This is a genomic window from Pseudomonas sp. SG20056 (genome assembly GCF_031764535.1).
GTDB lineage: Bacteria > Pseudomonadota > Gammaproteobacteria > Pseudomonadales > Pseudomonadaceae > Aquipseudomonas.
Genome location: NZ_CP134499.1, coordinates 3,263,203 through 3,278,356, shown reverse-complemented (window position 1 = coordinate 3,278,356; position 15,154 = coordinate 3,263,203). Strand labels below are relative to the sequence as shown.

Here is a 15,154-nt window from a genome sequence, read left to right as displayed (position 1 = left end):
TAGCAGAAAAGCCCGGCGGTTGAAGTGCAACCTGCGCCTTGCGTGGCGCAAGGCGGGTGGCTTCTGTAAGATTTGCCTCTCTAAGCCTTGTCTGTGAGCGTTTGCGTTGCTGGAAAATATTCGCGTTGTGTTGGTCGGTACCAGTCATCCGGGCAATATCGGTGGCGCGGCGCGGGCCATGAAAAACATGGGGTTGTCGCAGTTGGTGCTGGTTGATCCGCGGGATTTTCCGAGCGAAGACGCGGTGGCCAGGGCCTCTGGTGCTACTGATATTCTCGATGCGGCGCAGGTGGTGGCCACGCTAGAGGAGGCGCTTGTCGGCTGTCGTCTGGTAATGGGTACCAGTGCACGGGATCGGCATATTCCCTGGCCGATGCTCGAGCCACGTGAGTGTGGTGTGGCGGCGTGCGAGCAGGCCCAACAAAGTGCGCAGGTTGCCTTGGTGTTTGGTCGCGAGTATGCCGGTCTGACCAATGAGGAGCTGCAGCGTTGTCACTATCATGTACACATTCCCTCCGATCCGGCGTTCAGTTCATTGAATCTGGCGGCAGCGGTGCAGGTGCTGGCTTACGAAGTGCGTATGGCCTGGTTGGCAACTGAGGGGCAGCCGGTCAAGCAGTCTGCGGTCGTCGATCCGGATGAAGAGCCGGTTGCTGCGGATGAGCTGGAATCGTTTTATCGTCACCTTGAACAGGCGCTGGTTGAGATCAGGTTTCTTGATCCTGCCAAGCCGCGGCATCTGATGAGTCGCCTGCGTCGCTTGTACGGGCGTAGCGCAGTGAGCAGGCTGGAAATGAATATCTTGCGCGGTATCTTGACGGAAACCATCAAGGCGGCGCGTGGCGAGCACCCTAGGCAGGAGAAGGCAGATGTTTGAGCGCATGCAAGAGGATATCCAGAGCGTATTTCATCGCGACCCGGCGGCGCGTAATGCCTTTGAGGTGGTCACTTGCTATCCGGGGTTGCATGCAGTCTGGTTGCATCGCGTGGCGCATGCATTGTGGGGGAGTGGCTGGAAGTGGCTGGCGCGCGTGGTGTCGAACTTCGGCCGCTGGATGACTGGCATCGAAATCCATCCTGGCGCGAAGATCGGTCGACGCTTCTTTATCGATCACGGCATGGGCATTGTCATCGGTGAGACCGCCGAAATCGGCAATGACGTCACCCTTTATCAAGGGGTGACCCTTGGCGGCACCAGTTGGAACAAAGGTAAGCGTCATCCGACGCTGGAAGATGGCGTCGTGGTTGGTGCTGGTGCCAAGGTGCTGGGGCCGTTCACGGTCGGCGCGGGCGCGAAGATTGGCTCCAATGCTGTGGTGACTAAAGAGGTGCCGGCGGGTGCCACGGCGGTCGGCATCCCTGGGCGAATCATCGTCAAGACTGATGATGAGCAGGAGGCCAAACGTCAGGCGATTGCCGAGAAGCTTGGTTTCGATGCTTATGGCGTGAGTCAGGATATGCCTGATCCGGTGGCGCGTGCCATTGGTCAGCTGCTTGATCACCTGCACGCGGTGGATGGGCGCCTGGAAGGCATGTGCGGCGCGCTCAAATCCTTGGGCAGTGACTACTGCGCCAAGGATTTGCCGCAACTGCGTGACGAGGACTTTGCTGGCGTGGTCAAAGACGCAGACAAGCCTGCGGCTTGATGGTGTGGGTGCGCGCATTTTGCTATGCTTCGCACCCTCCATTCGGGCTAATCCCGACTAAAGCGCTAGGTCTTATAGTTGACTTAAATGCTCGGGAATTGCATACTCGCGGCATATTGCGACCACGCGGTAAACCCTTATGCGATTAACCACCAAAGGCCGTTACGCCGTCACCGCCATGCTTGATCTGGCGTTGCACGCTCAGCGTGGGCCGGTGTCTTTGGCTGATATCTCCGAGCGGCAGGGTATTTCCCTTTCCTATCTGGAGCAGCTATTTGCCAAGTTGCGTCGTGGCAATCTGGTTTCCAGTGTGCGTGGGCCTGGCGGCGGTTACCAGTTGTCGCGCGATATGCAGGGTATTCAGGTGGCTGAGGTGATCGATGCGGTCAACGAATCGGTCGATGCCACGCGCTGCCAGGGGCAGGGCGATTGCCATGCGGGTGATACCTGTCTGACCCACCATTTGTGGTGTGACCTCAGCCAGCAGATACACGAATTTCTTAGCGGCATCAGTCTCGCTGACTTGGTGATCCGTCGTGAAGTGCAGGAAGTTGCCCAGCGCCAAGATCAGCGCCGCTGCAATGGCAGGACGCCGTACCTGGATAAGATCGAAACGTCCGCCGTCGATTGAGCGCAAAGCGCTGGCTAGCTGGCCTGATACCTGATTAGGAGAAAGTTGATGAAGTTGCCGATTTACCTCGATTATTCCGCCACCACGCCGGTTGATCCGCGTGTTGCGCAAAAAATGAGCGAATGCCTGCTGGTCGACGGTAACTTCGGCAACCCGGCATCGCGCTCTCATGTGTTTGGCTGGAAGGCTGAAGAGGCTGTGGAAAATGCTCGCCGCCAAGTGGCTGAGCTGGTCAATGCCGATCCGCGTGAGATTGTTTGGACCTCCGGTGCGACCGAGTCCAACAATTTGGCAATCAAAGGCATTGCCGATTTCTACAAGAGCAAGGGCAAGCACCTGATTACCTCGAAGATCGAGCACAAAGCCGTGCTCGATACCATGCGCCAGCTTGAGCGCGAAGGCTTCGAGGTGACTTACATCGAGCCAGGTGAAGATGGTCTGATTACCCCGGCCATGATTGAAGTGGCGCTGCGTGAAGACACCATCTTGGTGTCGGTCATGCACGTGAATAATGAAATCGGCACCATCAACGACATCGCGGCAATCGGCGAGCTGACCCGTTCGCGCGGCGTGTTCCTGCATGTTGATGCGGCGCAGTCCACCGGCAAGGTGGCGATCGATCTGGAGTCGCTCAAGGTCGACCTGATGTCCTTCTCGGCGCATAAAACCTATGGCCCAAAAGGCGTTGGTGCATTGTTCGTGCGTCGCAAGCCTCGCGTGCGCCTGGAAGCTCAGACCCATGGTGGTGGCCACGAGCGCGGTATGCGTTCCGGCACCCTGGCGACTCACCAGTGCGTCGGTATGGGCGAAGCGTTCCGTATTGCCAAGGAAGAAATGACCCAGGAAAACCAGCGCATCCTGGCCCTGCGTGATCGCTTCTTCAAGCAGGTCGATGGTCTGGAAGAGCTGTACGTCAATGGCAGCATGAGCGCCCGTGTACCGCACAACCTCAACCTCAGCTTCAACTACGTTGAGGGTGAGTCGCTGATCATGGCGCTCAAGGATCTGGCGGTTTCGTCCGGTTCGGCCTGCACCTCGGCTTCTCTTGAACCGTCCTATGTATTGCGCGCCCTGGGCCGCAATGACGAGCTGGCACACAGCTCCATCCGTTTTACCTTCGGTCGCTTCACCACTGATGAAGAGGTCGATTACGCCGCGCAGAAGGTTTGTGAGGCGGTCACCAAGCTGCGCGAATTGTCGCCGCTGTGGGATATGTACAAAGACGGTGTCGACATCTCCAAGATCGAGTGGGCGGCGCACTAAGTAGTCGCCGAGCAAGAGCGACTCTCTGATGAGGAAGGAATACCAGCATGGCTTACAGTGAAAAGGTCATTGACCATTACGAAAACCCGCGCAACGTCGGCAAGATGGACGCGGAAGACCCTGACGTCGGCACCGGCATGGTCGGTGCGCCGGCTTGCGGCGACGTGATGCGCCTGCAGATCAAGGTCAACGAGCAGGGCGTGATTGAAGACGCCAAGTTCAAGACCTATGGCTGCGGTTCGGCAATCGCCTCCAGCTCCCTCGCCACTGAGTGGATGAAGGGTAAGACTCTGGACGAGGCCGAAACCATCAAGAACACCCAGCTGGCCGAGGAATTGGCTCTGCCGCCGGTGAAAATTCACTGCTCGGTACTCGCCGAAGACGCCATTAAGGCCGCTGTGCGCGATTACAAGCAGAAGAAAGGCTTGCTTTAAGGAGGTTTTTCGATGGCTATCAGCATGACCGAAGCTGCCGCTCAGCACGTGCGTCGCTCTCTTGAGGGGCGCGGCAAGGGCGAAGGTATTCGCCTGGGTGTGCGCACTACGGGCTGTTCCGGCTTGGCCTATGTGCTGGAGTTTGTCGATGAGGCCGCCAGCGAAGATCAGGTGTTCGAGAACCATGGTGTCAAGGTGATCATCGATCCCAAGAGCCTGGTCTACCTCGATGGCACCGAGCTCGACTTCGTCAAAGAAGGGTTGAACGAAGGCTTCAAGTTCAACAACCCGAACGTGCGCGGCGAATGTGGCTGCGGCGAAAGCTTCAATATCTGAGGCGCGTGTGGGCAGTCCTTGTCACTTTGCTTTGTTTGATCTGCAGCCGGGCTTTCGCCTGGATCCTGAATTGCTGGCCGCTCGTTATCGCGAGCTGGCACGGCATGTTCATCCGGATCGCTTTGCCGATGCCTCCGAGCGCGAGCAGCGCCTGGCCCTTGAGCAGTCTGCCAGCCTCAACGAGGCCTACAGCACGCTCAAGAGTGCGCCTCAGCGTGCCCGTTACTTGTTAGCGCTGCGTGGCCCCGAGCTGCCGCTTGAGGTGACGGTGCAGGATCCGGATTTCCTGTTGCAGCAGATGCAGCTGCGCGAAGAGCTGGAAGATCTGCATGACAGTGCCGACCTGGGCGGTGTGGCGCAGTTCAAGCGACGTCTGAAAGTGGCTCAGGACGAGCTCAACGAAAGTTTTGCCGTTTGTTGGGATGACGCTTCGCGTCGCGAAGAGGCCGAGCGCCTGATGCGTCGCATGCAGTTTCTCGACAAGCTTTCTCACGAGGTTCGCCAGCTGGAAGAGCGCCTCGACGATTAACGCTGGGGCGCCTGTTGCGGCGCGCCTGACATCTAAGCACTGATTAATCATGGCCTTACTGCAGATCGCTGAGCCCGGACAAAGCCCCCAGCCACACCAGCGTCGACTGGCGGTGGGGATTGATCTAGGTACCACCAATTCGCTGGTCGCTGCTGTGCGTAGCGGCCTTTCCGAGCCGCTGGCCGATGCTGGCGGGCAGGTTATTCTGCCGTCCGCCGTTCGCTATCACGCTGACCGGGTTGAAGTGGGCGAAGTCGCCAAGGCTGCAGCGTCGGGCGATCCATTGAATACCGTGCTGTCGGTCAAGCGTCTAATGGGGCGTGGCCTGGCGGACGTCAAGCAGCTCGGTGAGCAGCTGCCGTATCGCTTTGTCGGTGGCGAATCGCATATGCCGTTTATCGAGACCGTGCAGGGGCCGAAAAGCCCGGTTGAAGTCTCTGCCGATATTCTTAAGGTACTGCGTCAGCGCGCTGAAGCCACTCTCGGTGGCGAGTTGGTGGGGGCGGTGATCACCGTGCCGGCTTATTTTGATGATTCGCAGCGTCAGGCGACCAAGGATGCTGCGCGTCTGGCTGGATTGAATGTGCTACGCCTGCTCAATGAGCCGACTGCCGCCGCCGTGGCCTATGGTCTGGATCAGCATGCCGAGGGGGTGGTCGCCATTTATGATCTGGGTGGTGGCACCTTTGATATTTCCGTGCTGCGTCTGACTGGCGGTGTTTTTGAAGTGCTCGCAACCGGCGGTGACAGTGCCCTGGGTGGCGATGACTTCGATCATGCAATTGCGGGTTGGATTGTGCAGCAGGCTGGGATTTCTTCTGATCTCGATCCGGCGCAGCAGCGTCTTTTGCTGGAGGCGGCCTGTGCTGCTAAAGAGACGCTGACCGACAGCGCTTCGGCAAGCCTCAGCTATGCCGGCTGGACGGGCCAGTTGAGCCGTGAGCAGTTCGATGTGCTGATCGAACCCATGCTGGCGCGCAGCCTCAAGGCTTGTCGCCGTGCGGTGCGTGATGCCGGTATTGAGCTGGAAGAGGTTGAGGCCGTGGTTATGGTTGGTGGCTCCACCCGGGTGCCGCGTGTGCGCCAGGCGGTCGCCGAGTTGTTTGCTCGTGAGCCGCTGACCGACATCGACCCCGATCAGGTGGTGGCCATTGGTGCCGCTATCCAAGCTGATGCCCTGGCCGGCAACAAACGCGGCGATGGCGAAGAGTTGTTGCTGTTGGATGTGATTCCGCTGTCGCTCGGCTTGGAAACCATGGGCGGACTGATGGAGAAGGTGATTCCGCGCAACACCACCATCCCGGTCGCTCGCGCTCAGGACTTCACCACTTATAAAGATGGCCAGACGGCCATGATGATTCATGTGTTGCAGGGTGAGCGCGAGCTGATCAGTGATTGCCGTTCGTTGGCGCGCTTTGAGTTGCGCGGTATTCCGCCAATGGTCGCCGGAGCGGCGAAGATTCGTGTGACCTTTCAGGTCGATGCAGATGGTCTGCTTAGCGTCGCTGCGCGTGAGCTGGCTTCGGGGGTCGAAGCGAGTATCCAGGTCAAACCGTCCTATGGGCTGACCGACGGCGAAATCGCCCGCATGCTGCAGGACTCCTTCAAAAATGCTGGCGACGACAAAGTTGCCCGCGTGCTGCGTGAGCAGCAGGTCGACGCCCAGCGTCTGCTGGAGGCGGTCGAGGCGGCGTTGCTAGCCGATGGTGAGCGTCTGTTGGATGCCGATGAGCGTATGGCCATCGATGCGCAGATCGAGCAATTACGCGATTTGATGGCCGGCACGGATGGCTTGGCGATTGAGCAGCAAACCAAGCGTTTGACCCAGGTGACTGACGCTTTTGCCGCGCGTCGCCTGGATGCCACGGTCAAGGCTGCGCTGGCCGGCCGTAGTCTTGATGAGATTGAGGAATAAGCATGCCGCAGATCATTTTTCTGCCCCACGCGGTGCTGTGTCCGGAAGGGCTGGTGGTCGAGGTTGCGCCAGGTACGTCTGTGCTCGAAGTGGCGCATGAACACCATATCGAAATTGAAAGCGCCTGTGGCGGTGTCTGCGCCTGCACCACTTGCCACTGCATTATTCGTGAAGGCTTTGGCTCGCTGACCGAGGCCGATGAGCTGGAAGAAGACATGCTGGACAAGGCGTGGGGGCTGGAGGCGCAGTCGCGGCTGTCCTGTCAGGCTATTGTGGGCGATGAAGATCTGACTGTGGAAATCCCCAAGTACTCGCTCAACCACGCTGCCGAAGCGCCGCACTGATTCAAGGAGTTGTTATGAGTCTGAGGTGGGTTGATGTTCTGGAAATCGCCATTCAGCTGGCGGAGTCCAAACCTGAGGTAGACCCTCGCTACGTGAACTTTGTGGATCTGCATAAATGGATTCTGGCGTTGCCGGAGTTCAGTGACGACCCGCAGCGCGGCGGCGAGAAGGTGCTTGAAGCCGTTCAGGCCGCCTGGATCGACGAGGCGGATTAACTGGCCTTTTGGCCTGGCCTACGCATTTAACCGGAACCCGCGTATAATTCGCGGGTTTAATTTTTCGCTTTAATCATTGTTTCTGGAGTTTCACATGGCTGTTCAACGCACTTTCTCCATCATCAAGCCTGATGCCGTTGCTAAAAACGTTGTTGGTGAGATCACCACTCGTTTCGAAAAGGCCGGCCTGCGCGTCGTTGCTTCGAAAATGCTTCAACTGTCCGAGCGCGAAGCTGCTGGCTTCTACGCTGAACACAGCGAGCGTGGCTTCTTCAAGGACCTGGTTGCTTTCATGACCTCCGGTCCAGTTATCGTTCAGGTTCTTGAAGGCGAAAACGCTGTTCTGGCTAACCGCGAACTGATGGGCGCTACTAACCCTAAAGAAGCAGCTGCCGGCACCATCCGTGCTGATTTCGCTGTTTCCATCGACGAAAACGCTGTTCACGGTTCCGACTCGGAAGCCTCCGCTGCCCGCGAAATCGCTTACTTCTTCGCTGCCACCGAAGTTTGCGCACGTATTCGCTAAGCGAATCGGGTGAGGGTGAAGCCATGACTGAAGCTACCGGTAAAATCAATCTGCTGGGTCTGACCCAGGCAGAGATGGAACAATTCTTCGAAAGCATCGGGGAAAAGCGTTTCCGTGCCGGGCAGATGATGAAATGGATTCACCACTTTGGTATCGATGATTTCGATGCCATGAGTAACGTCAGCAAGGTCTTGCGCGAAAAGCTCAAGGCCTGTGCTGAGATCCGCGGCCCGGAAGTGGTCAGCGAAGATATTTCCACTGATGGCACACGCAAGTGGGTAGTGCGGGTGGCGTCAGGCAGTTGTGTAGAAACCGTGTATATCCCCCAGGGTACGCGTGGCACCTTGTGTGTCTCGTCGCAGGCCGGCTGCGCGCTGGATTGCAGTTTCTGCTCGACTGGCAAGCAAGGCTTCAACAGTGATCTGAGTGCTGCCGAAGTGATCGGCCAGGTTTGGATCGCCAACAAGTCGTTCGGCAGCGTGCCGGCGAAGATCGACCGTGCCATCACCAACGTAGTGATGATGGGTATGGGCGAGCCGCTACTGAACTTCGACAACGTCGTCGCCGCCATGAAAATCATGATGGACGACCTCGGCTATGGCATTTCCAAGCGCAAGGTGACGCTGTCTACCTCGGGCGTGGTGCCGATGATCGATAAGCTCGGCGAAGTGATTGATGTGTCCCTAGCGCTGTCACTGCATGCACCGAACGATGCACTGCGCAATCAGCTGGTGCCGATCAACAAGAAGTACCCGCTGGAAATGCTGCTGGCGGCGTGCAAACGTTATGTCTCGCGCCTGGGCGAGAAACGTGTGCTTACAATCGAATACACCCTGCTCAAGGATGTAAACGATAAGACCGAGCACGCTGAGGAAATGATCGCACTTCTAAAAGATGTGCCTTGCAAGATCAACCTGATTCCGTTTAATCCCTTCCCCCACTCCGGGTACGAGCGGCCGAGCAACAATGCCATTCGCCGTTTCCAGGACCTGCTGCACAAAGCTGGGCACAATGTCACCGTGCGCACCACCCGTGGTGAGGACATTGATGCGGCCTGTGGCCAGTTGGTCGGTCAGGTTATGGACCGCACCCGTCGTAGTGAGCGCTATATTGCTGTGCGTGAATTGAGTAGCGAGGCCGAAACGCCAAGTTCCGCCGCCAATCGAACCTGAGGGGAGGATACCCATGACCTTGCGTCCCGCTTTATTGCTGTTGGCCGCCAGTCTGTTAGCCGGTTGCGTTACAACCGGTAATGTTGATCCGATGAAAACCGATAAAGGTCGCGACGAGGCACGCGATGCTTATGTTCAGCTGGGTATTGGCTATCTGCAGCAAGGCGAAACCGAGCGCGCCAAGATACCGCTGAAAAAAGCTCTGGAACTCGACTCTTCAAACGCTGATGCACACGCGGCTTTGGCCTTGGTGTTCCAGATCGAAATGGAACCCAAACTGGCTGACGATCACTATCGTAAGGCGCTATCGCAACGCAGTGATGATGCTCGTTTGTTGAATAACTACGGCAGTTTTCTGTTTGAACAGCAGCGTTATCCGGAAGCGCTCGAGCGCTATACCCAGGCTGCTGGGGACACTCTTTACCCAGAGCGTTCACGGGTGTTTGAAAACCTTGGTTTGACCTCGCTGCAACTCAAGCAACGTGAGCAGGCTAAGGCCTACTTTGAGCGTTCGCTGCGGTTGAATAGTCGCCGGCCTCGCGCCTTGATCGAAATGGCACAACTGTCCTATGAGGACAAGCAATACGTTCCCGCGCGCGGCTATTACGAAAGCTATATGGCGCTGGCCCAGCCAGATGCCCGCAGCCTGCTCCTGGGGGTACGTTTGGCGAAGATCTTCGAGGAGCGCGACAATGCCGCGAGCCTTGGTTTGCAGTTGAAGCGACTTTATCCGGGCACGCCGGAATATCAGCAATACCTGTCGGAGCAATGATGAAAGCGGCGCATCCAGAAGTGCTAGCAGTTCCCCGCATCAATCCGGGTGAGACTTTGCGCAAGGCTCGTGAGAGCCGCGGTTGGACCATTGCCGAGGTTGCTGCGCAGTTGAATCTGACTCCGCAGCGTTTGAGTCAGGTTGAGCAAGGTGCTTTCGACAAGCTGCCGGGGCACACCTTTGCCCGAGGCTATGTACGGGCTTACGCCAAGTTGCTGGACGTTGATCAGAACCGTCTGGTACTGGAGTTTGATCAGTTTACTGGCAGCGATGCCGCCGGCAGCAGCGTGCACAGCCTGGGGCGTATCGAGGAGCCTGTGAGCTACTCGCAGCGCATTTTGCGCATGGTCAGTTTTGTTCTGTTGCTGGCCCTGGCCGGCTTGAGCTTTTTCTGGTGGCAGGAACAGGCCGAGCGCCGTGCCGAAGACCTGGCTTCAACCAGTCTTGAGCACGTCGAAGTGGACGGGGCTGACGGCACTACGCAGATTCATCCGCTGGATGAACCGGAAGATCAGGCGGTGGAAGCTGCACAACTGGATGCGGAAGCCGAGTTGCCGCTGCTGCCTGAGGGGGCTGCTGCAGTTCCAAATGCTGCCGTTAGCGAGGTCACAACCGTAGCCCCGCAATCTGAGCAGCCATCAGCGGTTGGCGAAACTGCCAGCGTGCCGGCTGCGCCTGCTGTGCCGGTCAACGCCGAGCCTGCTGTTACCGAGGCCGTGCCTGCTACACCAGCTGAGAGCGCGCCGGTACAAGCTGCCGCAGGCGAGGCTGTTGTCAGCCTCAATTTCACTGCCGATTGCTGGACGCAACTGACCGATGCCAATGGCAAGGTGTTGTTCAGCGCTCTCAAGCGTAAGGGCGATAAACTGCAATTGGCCGGTAAGGCTCCGTTGGAGCTGCGTCTGGGGTATGCCCGTGGCGTGCAGGTCAGCCTGAATGGCAATCCAGTCGATGTTGCGCCTTTTATTTCCGGTGAGACCGCACGTCTGAAGTTGGGTGGGCAGTAACATGCATTGCGAATCACCGATCAAGCGCCGTATTTCACGCAAAATCTGGGTTGGCTCCGTGCCGGTGGGTGGTGACGCCCCCATCGCCGTGCAGAGCATGACCAACAGCGACACCAATGATGTGGCCGCCACCGTGGCGCAGATTCGTCGCCTCGAAGATGCAGGCGCAGATATCGTGCGTGTATCGGTGCCGGATATGGATGCAGCCGAAGCCTTTGGCCGAATCAAGCAGCAGGTGCGTGTGCCGCTGGTTGCCGATATTCATTTCGACTACCAGATCGCCTTGCGCGTAGCCGAGCTTGGCGTCGACTGCCTACGTATCAATCCAGGCAATATCGGTCGTGAAGACCGCGTGCGTGCAGTGGTTGAGGCCGCGCGCGATAAGGGCATTCCCATCCGCATCGGGGTCAATGCCGGTTCGCTGGAAAAGGATTTGCAGAAGAAATATGGCGAGCCGACCCCGGCGGCGCTAGTCGAATCCGCGCTACGTCACGTTGAGCATCTGGATCGTCTGAACTTCCCGGACTTCAAAGTCAGCGTAAAAGCCTCCGACGTGTTTATGGCCGTCGAAGCCTATCGTCTGCTGGCCAAGCAGATCGAACAGCCACTGCACCTAGGCATTACCGAGGCGGGTGGCCTGCGTTCGGGTACCGTGAAGTCGGCGGTGGGGCTGGGCATGCTGCTGGCTGAGGGCATTGGCGACACCATTCGTATTTCCCTTGCTGCTGACCCGGTGGAAGAGATCAAGGTCGGTTTCGATATCCTCAAATCCCTGCGCCTGCGTTCGCGTGGTATCAACTTTATCGCCTGTCCGAGCTGCTCGCGGCAGAACTTCGATGTGGTGAAAACCATGAACGAGCTGGAGCAGCGCGTCGAAGACCTGTTGGTGCCGCTGGATGTTGCAGTGATCGGATGTGTGGTAAACGGCCCTGGCGAAGCCAAGGAGGCCCATATTGGGCTGACCGGCGGTTCGCCCAACCTGATCTATATCGATGGTAAACCGGCGCTCAAGCTGGGCAATGACAACCTGGTCGATGAGTTGGAAAAACTGATCCGCCAGAAAGCGGCTGACAAGGTCGCTGCTGACGCCGCTCTGATTGCGCGCAGCTAACACCGTTAAGGAATTGAATTGAGTAAGTCCCTGCAAGCCATTCGTGGCATGAACGATATCCTGCCCGAGCAGACCCCGCTTTGGCGTTATTTTGAAGGTACCGTCGCCAGTCTGTTGGACGGTTACGGCTATCGGCAGATTCGTATGCCGATCGTCGAGTTCACTGAGCTGTTCAAGCGCTCAATTGGTGAAGTCACCGATATCGTTGAAAAAGAGATGTACACCTTCGAGGATCGCAATGGCGACTCCCTGACCCTGCGTCCGGAAGGTACTGCTGCCTGCGTACGTGCTGTGCTTGAGCATGGCTTGGTGGGTGGTGGGCAGCCGCAGAAACTCTGGTACATCGGCCCGATGTTCCGTCACGAACGCCCACAGAAAGGTCGTTATCGTCAGTTTCACCAGATCGGCGTGGAAGCTTTCAATATTGACGGTCCGGATATCGATGCCGAGTTGATCGTGCTGACCTGGCGTCTGTGGGGCCTGCTGGGCATCCGCGATGCGGTCAAACTTGAGCTCAACAGCCTGGGCACCAGCACCGCGCGTGCCGTTTACCGTGATGCGCTGGTTGAATTTTTGACTGCACACGCCGATCAGCTGGACGAAGACAGCCGCCGTCGCATGAGCAGCAACCCGCTGCGTGTTCTTGATAGCAAGGTGTCGGAAACTCAGGCTTTGCTGGTCAATGCACCGAAACTGGCGGACTACCTGGATGATGAGTCTCGCGTGCATTTCGAAGGACTCAAGGCTCGCCTGGATGCAGCGGGTGTGCCCTATGTGATCAACCCCAAGCTGGTGCGTGGGTTGGATTACTACAGCAAGACCGTATTTGAATGGGTCACCGACCAACTCGGCTCCCAGGGCACGGTATGTGCCGGTGGTCGTTACGACGGTCTGGTCGAGCAGATGGGTGGTAAGCCGGCGCCAGGCGTGGGTTTTGCCATGGGCATCGAACGTTTGGTGCTGTTGCTCGAAACTCTAGGTAAAGTACCGGCTGAAATCGCCCGTACGGTCGACGTTTACCTGTGCGCCTTTGGCGAGCCTGCTGAGTTGGCGGCGCTGGCTTTAAGCGAGCGTCTGCGTGACCAGCTGCCAAACCTGCGTCTGCAGGTGAATGCCGGGGCGGGTAGCTTCAAGAGTCAGTTCAAGAAGGCCGACAAGAGTGGTGCGCTGTTCGCCTTGATCTTGGGTGAAGACGAATTGGCCCAGCAAGTGGTAGGTTGCAAGCCGCTGCGCGGGCAAGGCGAACAACAAAGTATTGCGTGGTCGGCATTGGCCGACCATTTGGCGACCTGCGCCGATCAGGCCTGAGCGCCTGTTGAGTGATTTAGCGAATAGGAGTGTTGGGGTGGTTTCGCGTACTGATGATGAAGAACTGGCGGTAATCAAGGACTGGTGGCAGCGCAATGGCATGCCATTGCTGACCGGTGTTGCGCTGGCGTTGGTGGTAGTGTTCGGCTGGCAGGGCTGGCAGAAATATCAGGCTAATCAGTCCCAGGGTGCTTCGCTGGTGTATCAGCAGCTGCTCGAAGCTGCACTTGATCCGAGCGGCAAGCCTGACGCCAGCAAAGTCGCTGATCTGGCTAACACGCTGAAGAAAGACTTTGCCGGTACCCACTACGCCCAGTACGGCAGTCTGTTTGTGGCCAAGGTTGCGGTAGAGGCAGGCAAACTTGACGACGCTGCCAGCGAGCTGCAGGCGATTGTCGACAAGCCAGCAGATGAAAGCCTGGCTGAGCTGGCGCGTCAGCGCCTGGCGCGCGTGCTGGCTGCGCAGGATAAGGCAGAAGAGGCCCTGAAATTGCTGGATGCCAAGGTTGCGCCGGCCTTTGCCGCCAGCCGTGAAGAACTCAAGGGTGACCTGCTGGTGCAACTCGGCCGTGCCGACGATGCGCACGCCGCCTACGTAAAAGCCAAGGCCGCGCTCTCTGAAGATGCCGCTGTCGGTGGTTTGCAAATGAAGCTGGATGATCTGGCAAAAGGGGATGCGTGACGTGATGCGCTGGAAGAATGCCGCACTGCTGGCCCTGGCCGTTCTGGCCGTAGGTTGCAGCAGCAATAGCAAGAAGGAACTGCCGCCGGCCGATCTGCCCAAGTTTGAGGAAGAGGTTAGCCTGCAGAAGGAATGGAGTCGTTCGATTGGCGATGGCCAGGGCGAGTCCTTCAACATGCTGGTACCGGCGATTGATGGTGAGCAGATCTATGCCGCCGACGTCGAAGGTCTTGTTGTGGCCATGGACCGCATGACTGGCAAGGTCATCTGGAAGGCTGACCTGGAGTTGCCGGTTTCCGGCGCAGTCGGTGCAGGCTATGGCCTGGTGGTGGTTGGCACGCTGAAAGGCGAGATTATTGCCCTCGACACCGCAAGCGGTGAAGAGAAGTGGCGCGCCCGGGTGACCAGTGAAGTGCTGGCGCCGCCTGCGCTGAACGGCGACGTGGTGCTGGTACAGACCCAGGATGATCGCCTGATCGCCCTGGACATGAACACCGGCGAGCAGCGCTGGATCTTCGAGAACACTCCGGCGGTACTGACCCTGCGCGGCACTGGTAGCCCAGTGCTGACCAACCGTCTGGCGATTGCCGGCCTGTCCACCGGTAAGGTAATTGCGCTGGACGCGCAGCGCGGTATTCCAGTCTGGGAACAGCGCGTAGCCGTTCCGCAAGGTCGCTCGGAGTTGGATCGTGTAGTCGATATCGACGGCGGTCTGCTGCTCTCGGCTGGCACCCTCTACGCCGTCAGCTACCAGGGCCGCGTTGCCGCACTGGATCTGGAAAGCGGTCGTATCCTTTGGCAGCGCGAGGCGTCCAGTTCAGTCGGTGTTGCCCAGGGTTATGGCAGTGTTTACGTAAGCCTGGCCAGCGGTACCGTTGAAGGTATCGATGAGCGTTCGGCTTCGGCACTGTGGAGCAACGATGCTCTGGCTCGTCGCCAGTTGTCGGCTCCGGAAGTGTTCTCCAGCTATATCGCGTTCGGTGACCTGGAAGGCTACCTACACCTGGTCAGCCAGGTGGACGGACGTTTTGTCGGCCGTACGCGTATCGACAGCGACGGCCTGCGTGCCCGTCCACTGGTCGTGGGTGATTGGCTGTATGCCTACGGCAACGGCGGCAATCTGGTGGCTCTGACCATCAAGTGATCGCTCGCTGACGCTTTGGCGATGCTGCACAGCACTTAGGGCTGCGCAGCATCGCCAGTGCAATGAATTCCGGCCGCTGCCTCTGCAGCGGCTTTTGTATTTTCTGAAATAACGAAGTG

General features: G+C 58.2%; 18 protein-coding genes. All 18 read left to right on the top strand.

The genetic code is table 11. The features are described 5' to 3' along the window. The first annotated feature begins 106 nt into the window (after positions 1–106). The 18 genes from trmJ (at position 107) to bamB (ending at position 15,035) form a co-directional block, all read left to right on the top strand. Positions 107–877 (top strand): tRNA (cytosine(32)/uridine(32)-2'-O)-methyltransferase TrmJ, encoded by a 771-nt coding sequence (gene trmJ, locus RHP75_RS15605; protein WP_311088992.1) that lies wholly within the window; start codon positions 107–109, stop codon positions 875–877. Further along, entirely contained in the window at positions 870–1,646 is a 777-nt protein-coding gene (gene cysE / locus RHP75_RS15600) for a serine O-acetyltransferase (RefSeq protein ID WP_269380303.1), read from the top strand. Before trmJ ends, cysE begins: the two co-directional genes overlap by 8 nt. Before the next feature lie 139 nt (positions 1,647–1,785). Then, positions 1,786–2,277, top strand: coding sequence for a Fe-S cluster assembly transcriptional regulator IscR (iscR, locus tag RHP75_RS15595; protein WP_311088991.1), 492 nt, complete (start codon positions 1,786–1,788; stop codon positions 2,275–2,277). Positions 2,278–2,325: 48 nt separating this feature from the next. Next, positions 2,326–3,540 (top strand): IscS subfamily cysteine desulfurase, encoded by a 1,215-nt coding sequence (locus RHP75_RS15590; RefSeq protein ID WP_311088990.1) that lies wholly within the window; start codon positions 2,326–2,328, stop codon positions 3,538–3,540. A 47-nt stretch (positions 3,541–3,587) separates the two neighbouring features. After that, positions 3,588–3,974, top strand: coding sequence for a Fe-S cluster assembly scaffold IscU (gene iscU / locus RHP75_RS15585; protein ID WP_040261926.1), 387 nt, complete (start codon positions 3,588–3,590; stop codon positions 3,972–3,974). A gap of 12 nt (positions 3,975–3,986) precedes the next feature. Beyond that, positions 3,987–4,310: an iron-sulfur cluster assembly protein IscA gene (gene iscA / locus RHP75_RS15580; RefSeq protein ID WP_090248639.1), complete on the top strand. Its 324-nt coding sequence runs from the start codon at positions 3,987–3,989 to the stop codon at positions 4,308–4,310. A 7-nt stretch (positions 4,311–4,317) separates the two neighbouring features. Beyond that, on the top strand, positions 4,318–4,839 hold the full coding sequence (gene hscB / locus RHP75_RS15575; RefSeq protein WP_311088989.1) for a co-chaperone HscB: 522 nt from the start codon (positions 4,318–4,320) through the stop codon (positions 4,837–4,839). Positions 4,840–4,888: 49 nt separating this feature from the next. Then, positions 4,889–6,754, top strand: a complete 1,866-nt coding sequence (hscA, locus tag RHP75_RS15570; protein ID WP_311088988.1) for a Fe-S protein assembly chaperone HscA — start codon at positions 4,889–4,891, stop codon at positions 6,752–6,754. Positions 6,755–6,756: 2 nt separating this feature from the next. Then, positions 6,757–7,098, top strand: coding sequence for an ISC system 2Fe-2S type ferredoxin (fdx, locus tag RHP75_RS15565; RefSeq protein ID WP_311088987.1), 342 nt, complete (start codon positions 6,757–6,759; stop codon positions 7,096–7,098). Between the two features lie 14 nt (positions 7,099–7,112). After that, positions 7,113–7,313: a Fe-S cluster assembly protein IscX gene (iscX, locus tag RHP75_RS15560; protein ID WP_311088986.1), complete on the top strand. Its 201-nt coding sequence runs from the start codon at positions 7,113–7,115 to the stop codon at positions 7,311–7,313. Between the two features lie 94 nt (positions 7,314–7,407). Continuing rightward, entirely contained in the window at positions 7,408–7,839 is a 432-nt protein-coding gene (gene ndk / locus RHP75_RS15555; protein WP_311088985.1) for a nucleoside-diphosphate kinase, read from the top strand. Positions 7,840–7,862: 23 nt separating this feature from the next. Then, positions 7,863–9,011 (top strand): 23S rRNA (adenine(2503)-C(2))-methyltransferase RlmN, encoded by a 1,149-nt coding sequence (gene rlmN / locus RHP75_RS15550; RefSeq protein ID WP_167142081.1) that lies wholly within the window; start codon positions 7,863–7,865, stop codon positions 9,009–9,011. A 13-nt stretch (positions 9,012–9,024) separates the two neighbouring features. Next, positions 9,025–9,783 carry a type IV pilus biogenesis/stability protein PilW gene (pilW, locus tag RHP75_RS15545; RefSeq protein ID WP_311088984.1) on the top strand — a complete coding sequence of 253 codons (759 nt, stop codon included), beginning with the start codon at positions 9,025–9,027 and terminating at the stop codon, positions 9,781–9,783. Then, positions 9,783–10,790: a helix-turn-helix domain-containing protein gene (locus RHP75_RS15540; protein ID WP_311088983.1), complete on the top strand. Its 1,008-nt coding sequence runs from the start codon at positions 9,783–9,785 to the stop codon at positions 10,788–10,790. Before pilW ends, RHP75_RS15540 begins: the two co-directional genes overlap by 1 nt. A gap of 1 nt (position 10,791) precedes the next feature. After that, entirely contained in the window at positions 10,792–11,901 is a 1,110-nt protein-coding gene (gene ispG, locus RHP75_RS15535; protein WP_311088982.1) for a flavodoxin-dependent (E)-4-hydroxy-3-methylbut-2-enyl-diphosphate synthase, read from the top strand. Positions 11,902–11,919: 18 nt separating this feature from the next. Beyond that, on the top strand, positions 11,920–13,209 hold the full coding sequence (gene hisS / locus RHP75_RS15530; RefSeq protein ID WP_311088981.1) for a histidine--tRNA ligase: 1,290 nt from the start codon (positions 11,920–11,922) through the stop codon (positions 13,207–13,209). Between the two features lie 100 nt (positions 13,210–13,309). Next, a complete protein-coding gene (locus tag RHP75_RS15525; RefSeq protein WP_409079743.1) occupies positions 13,310–13,891 on the top strand; it encodes a tetratricopeptide repeat protein in 582 nt (193 codons plus the stop codon). After that, complete coding sequence (gene bamB / locus RHP75_RS15520) at positions 13,884–15,035, top strand: outer membrane protein assembly factor BamB (protein WP_160016427.1); 1,152 nt, start codon at positions 13,884–13,886, stop codon at positions 15,033–15,035. Before RHP75_RS15525 ends, bamB begins: the two co-directional genes overlap by 8 nt. The last annotated feature ends 119 nt before the right edge of the window (positions 15,036–15,154 follow it).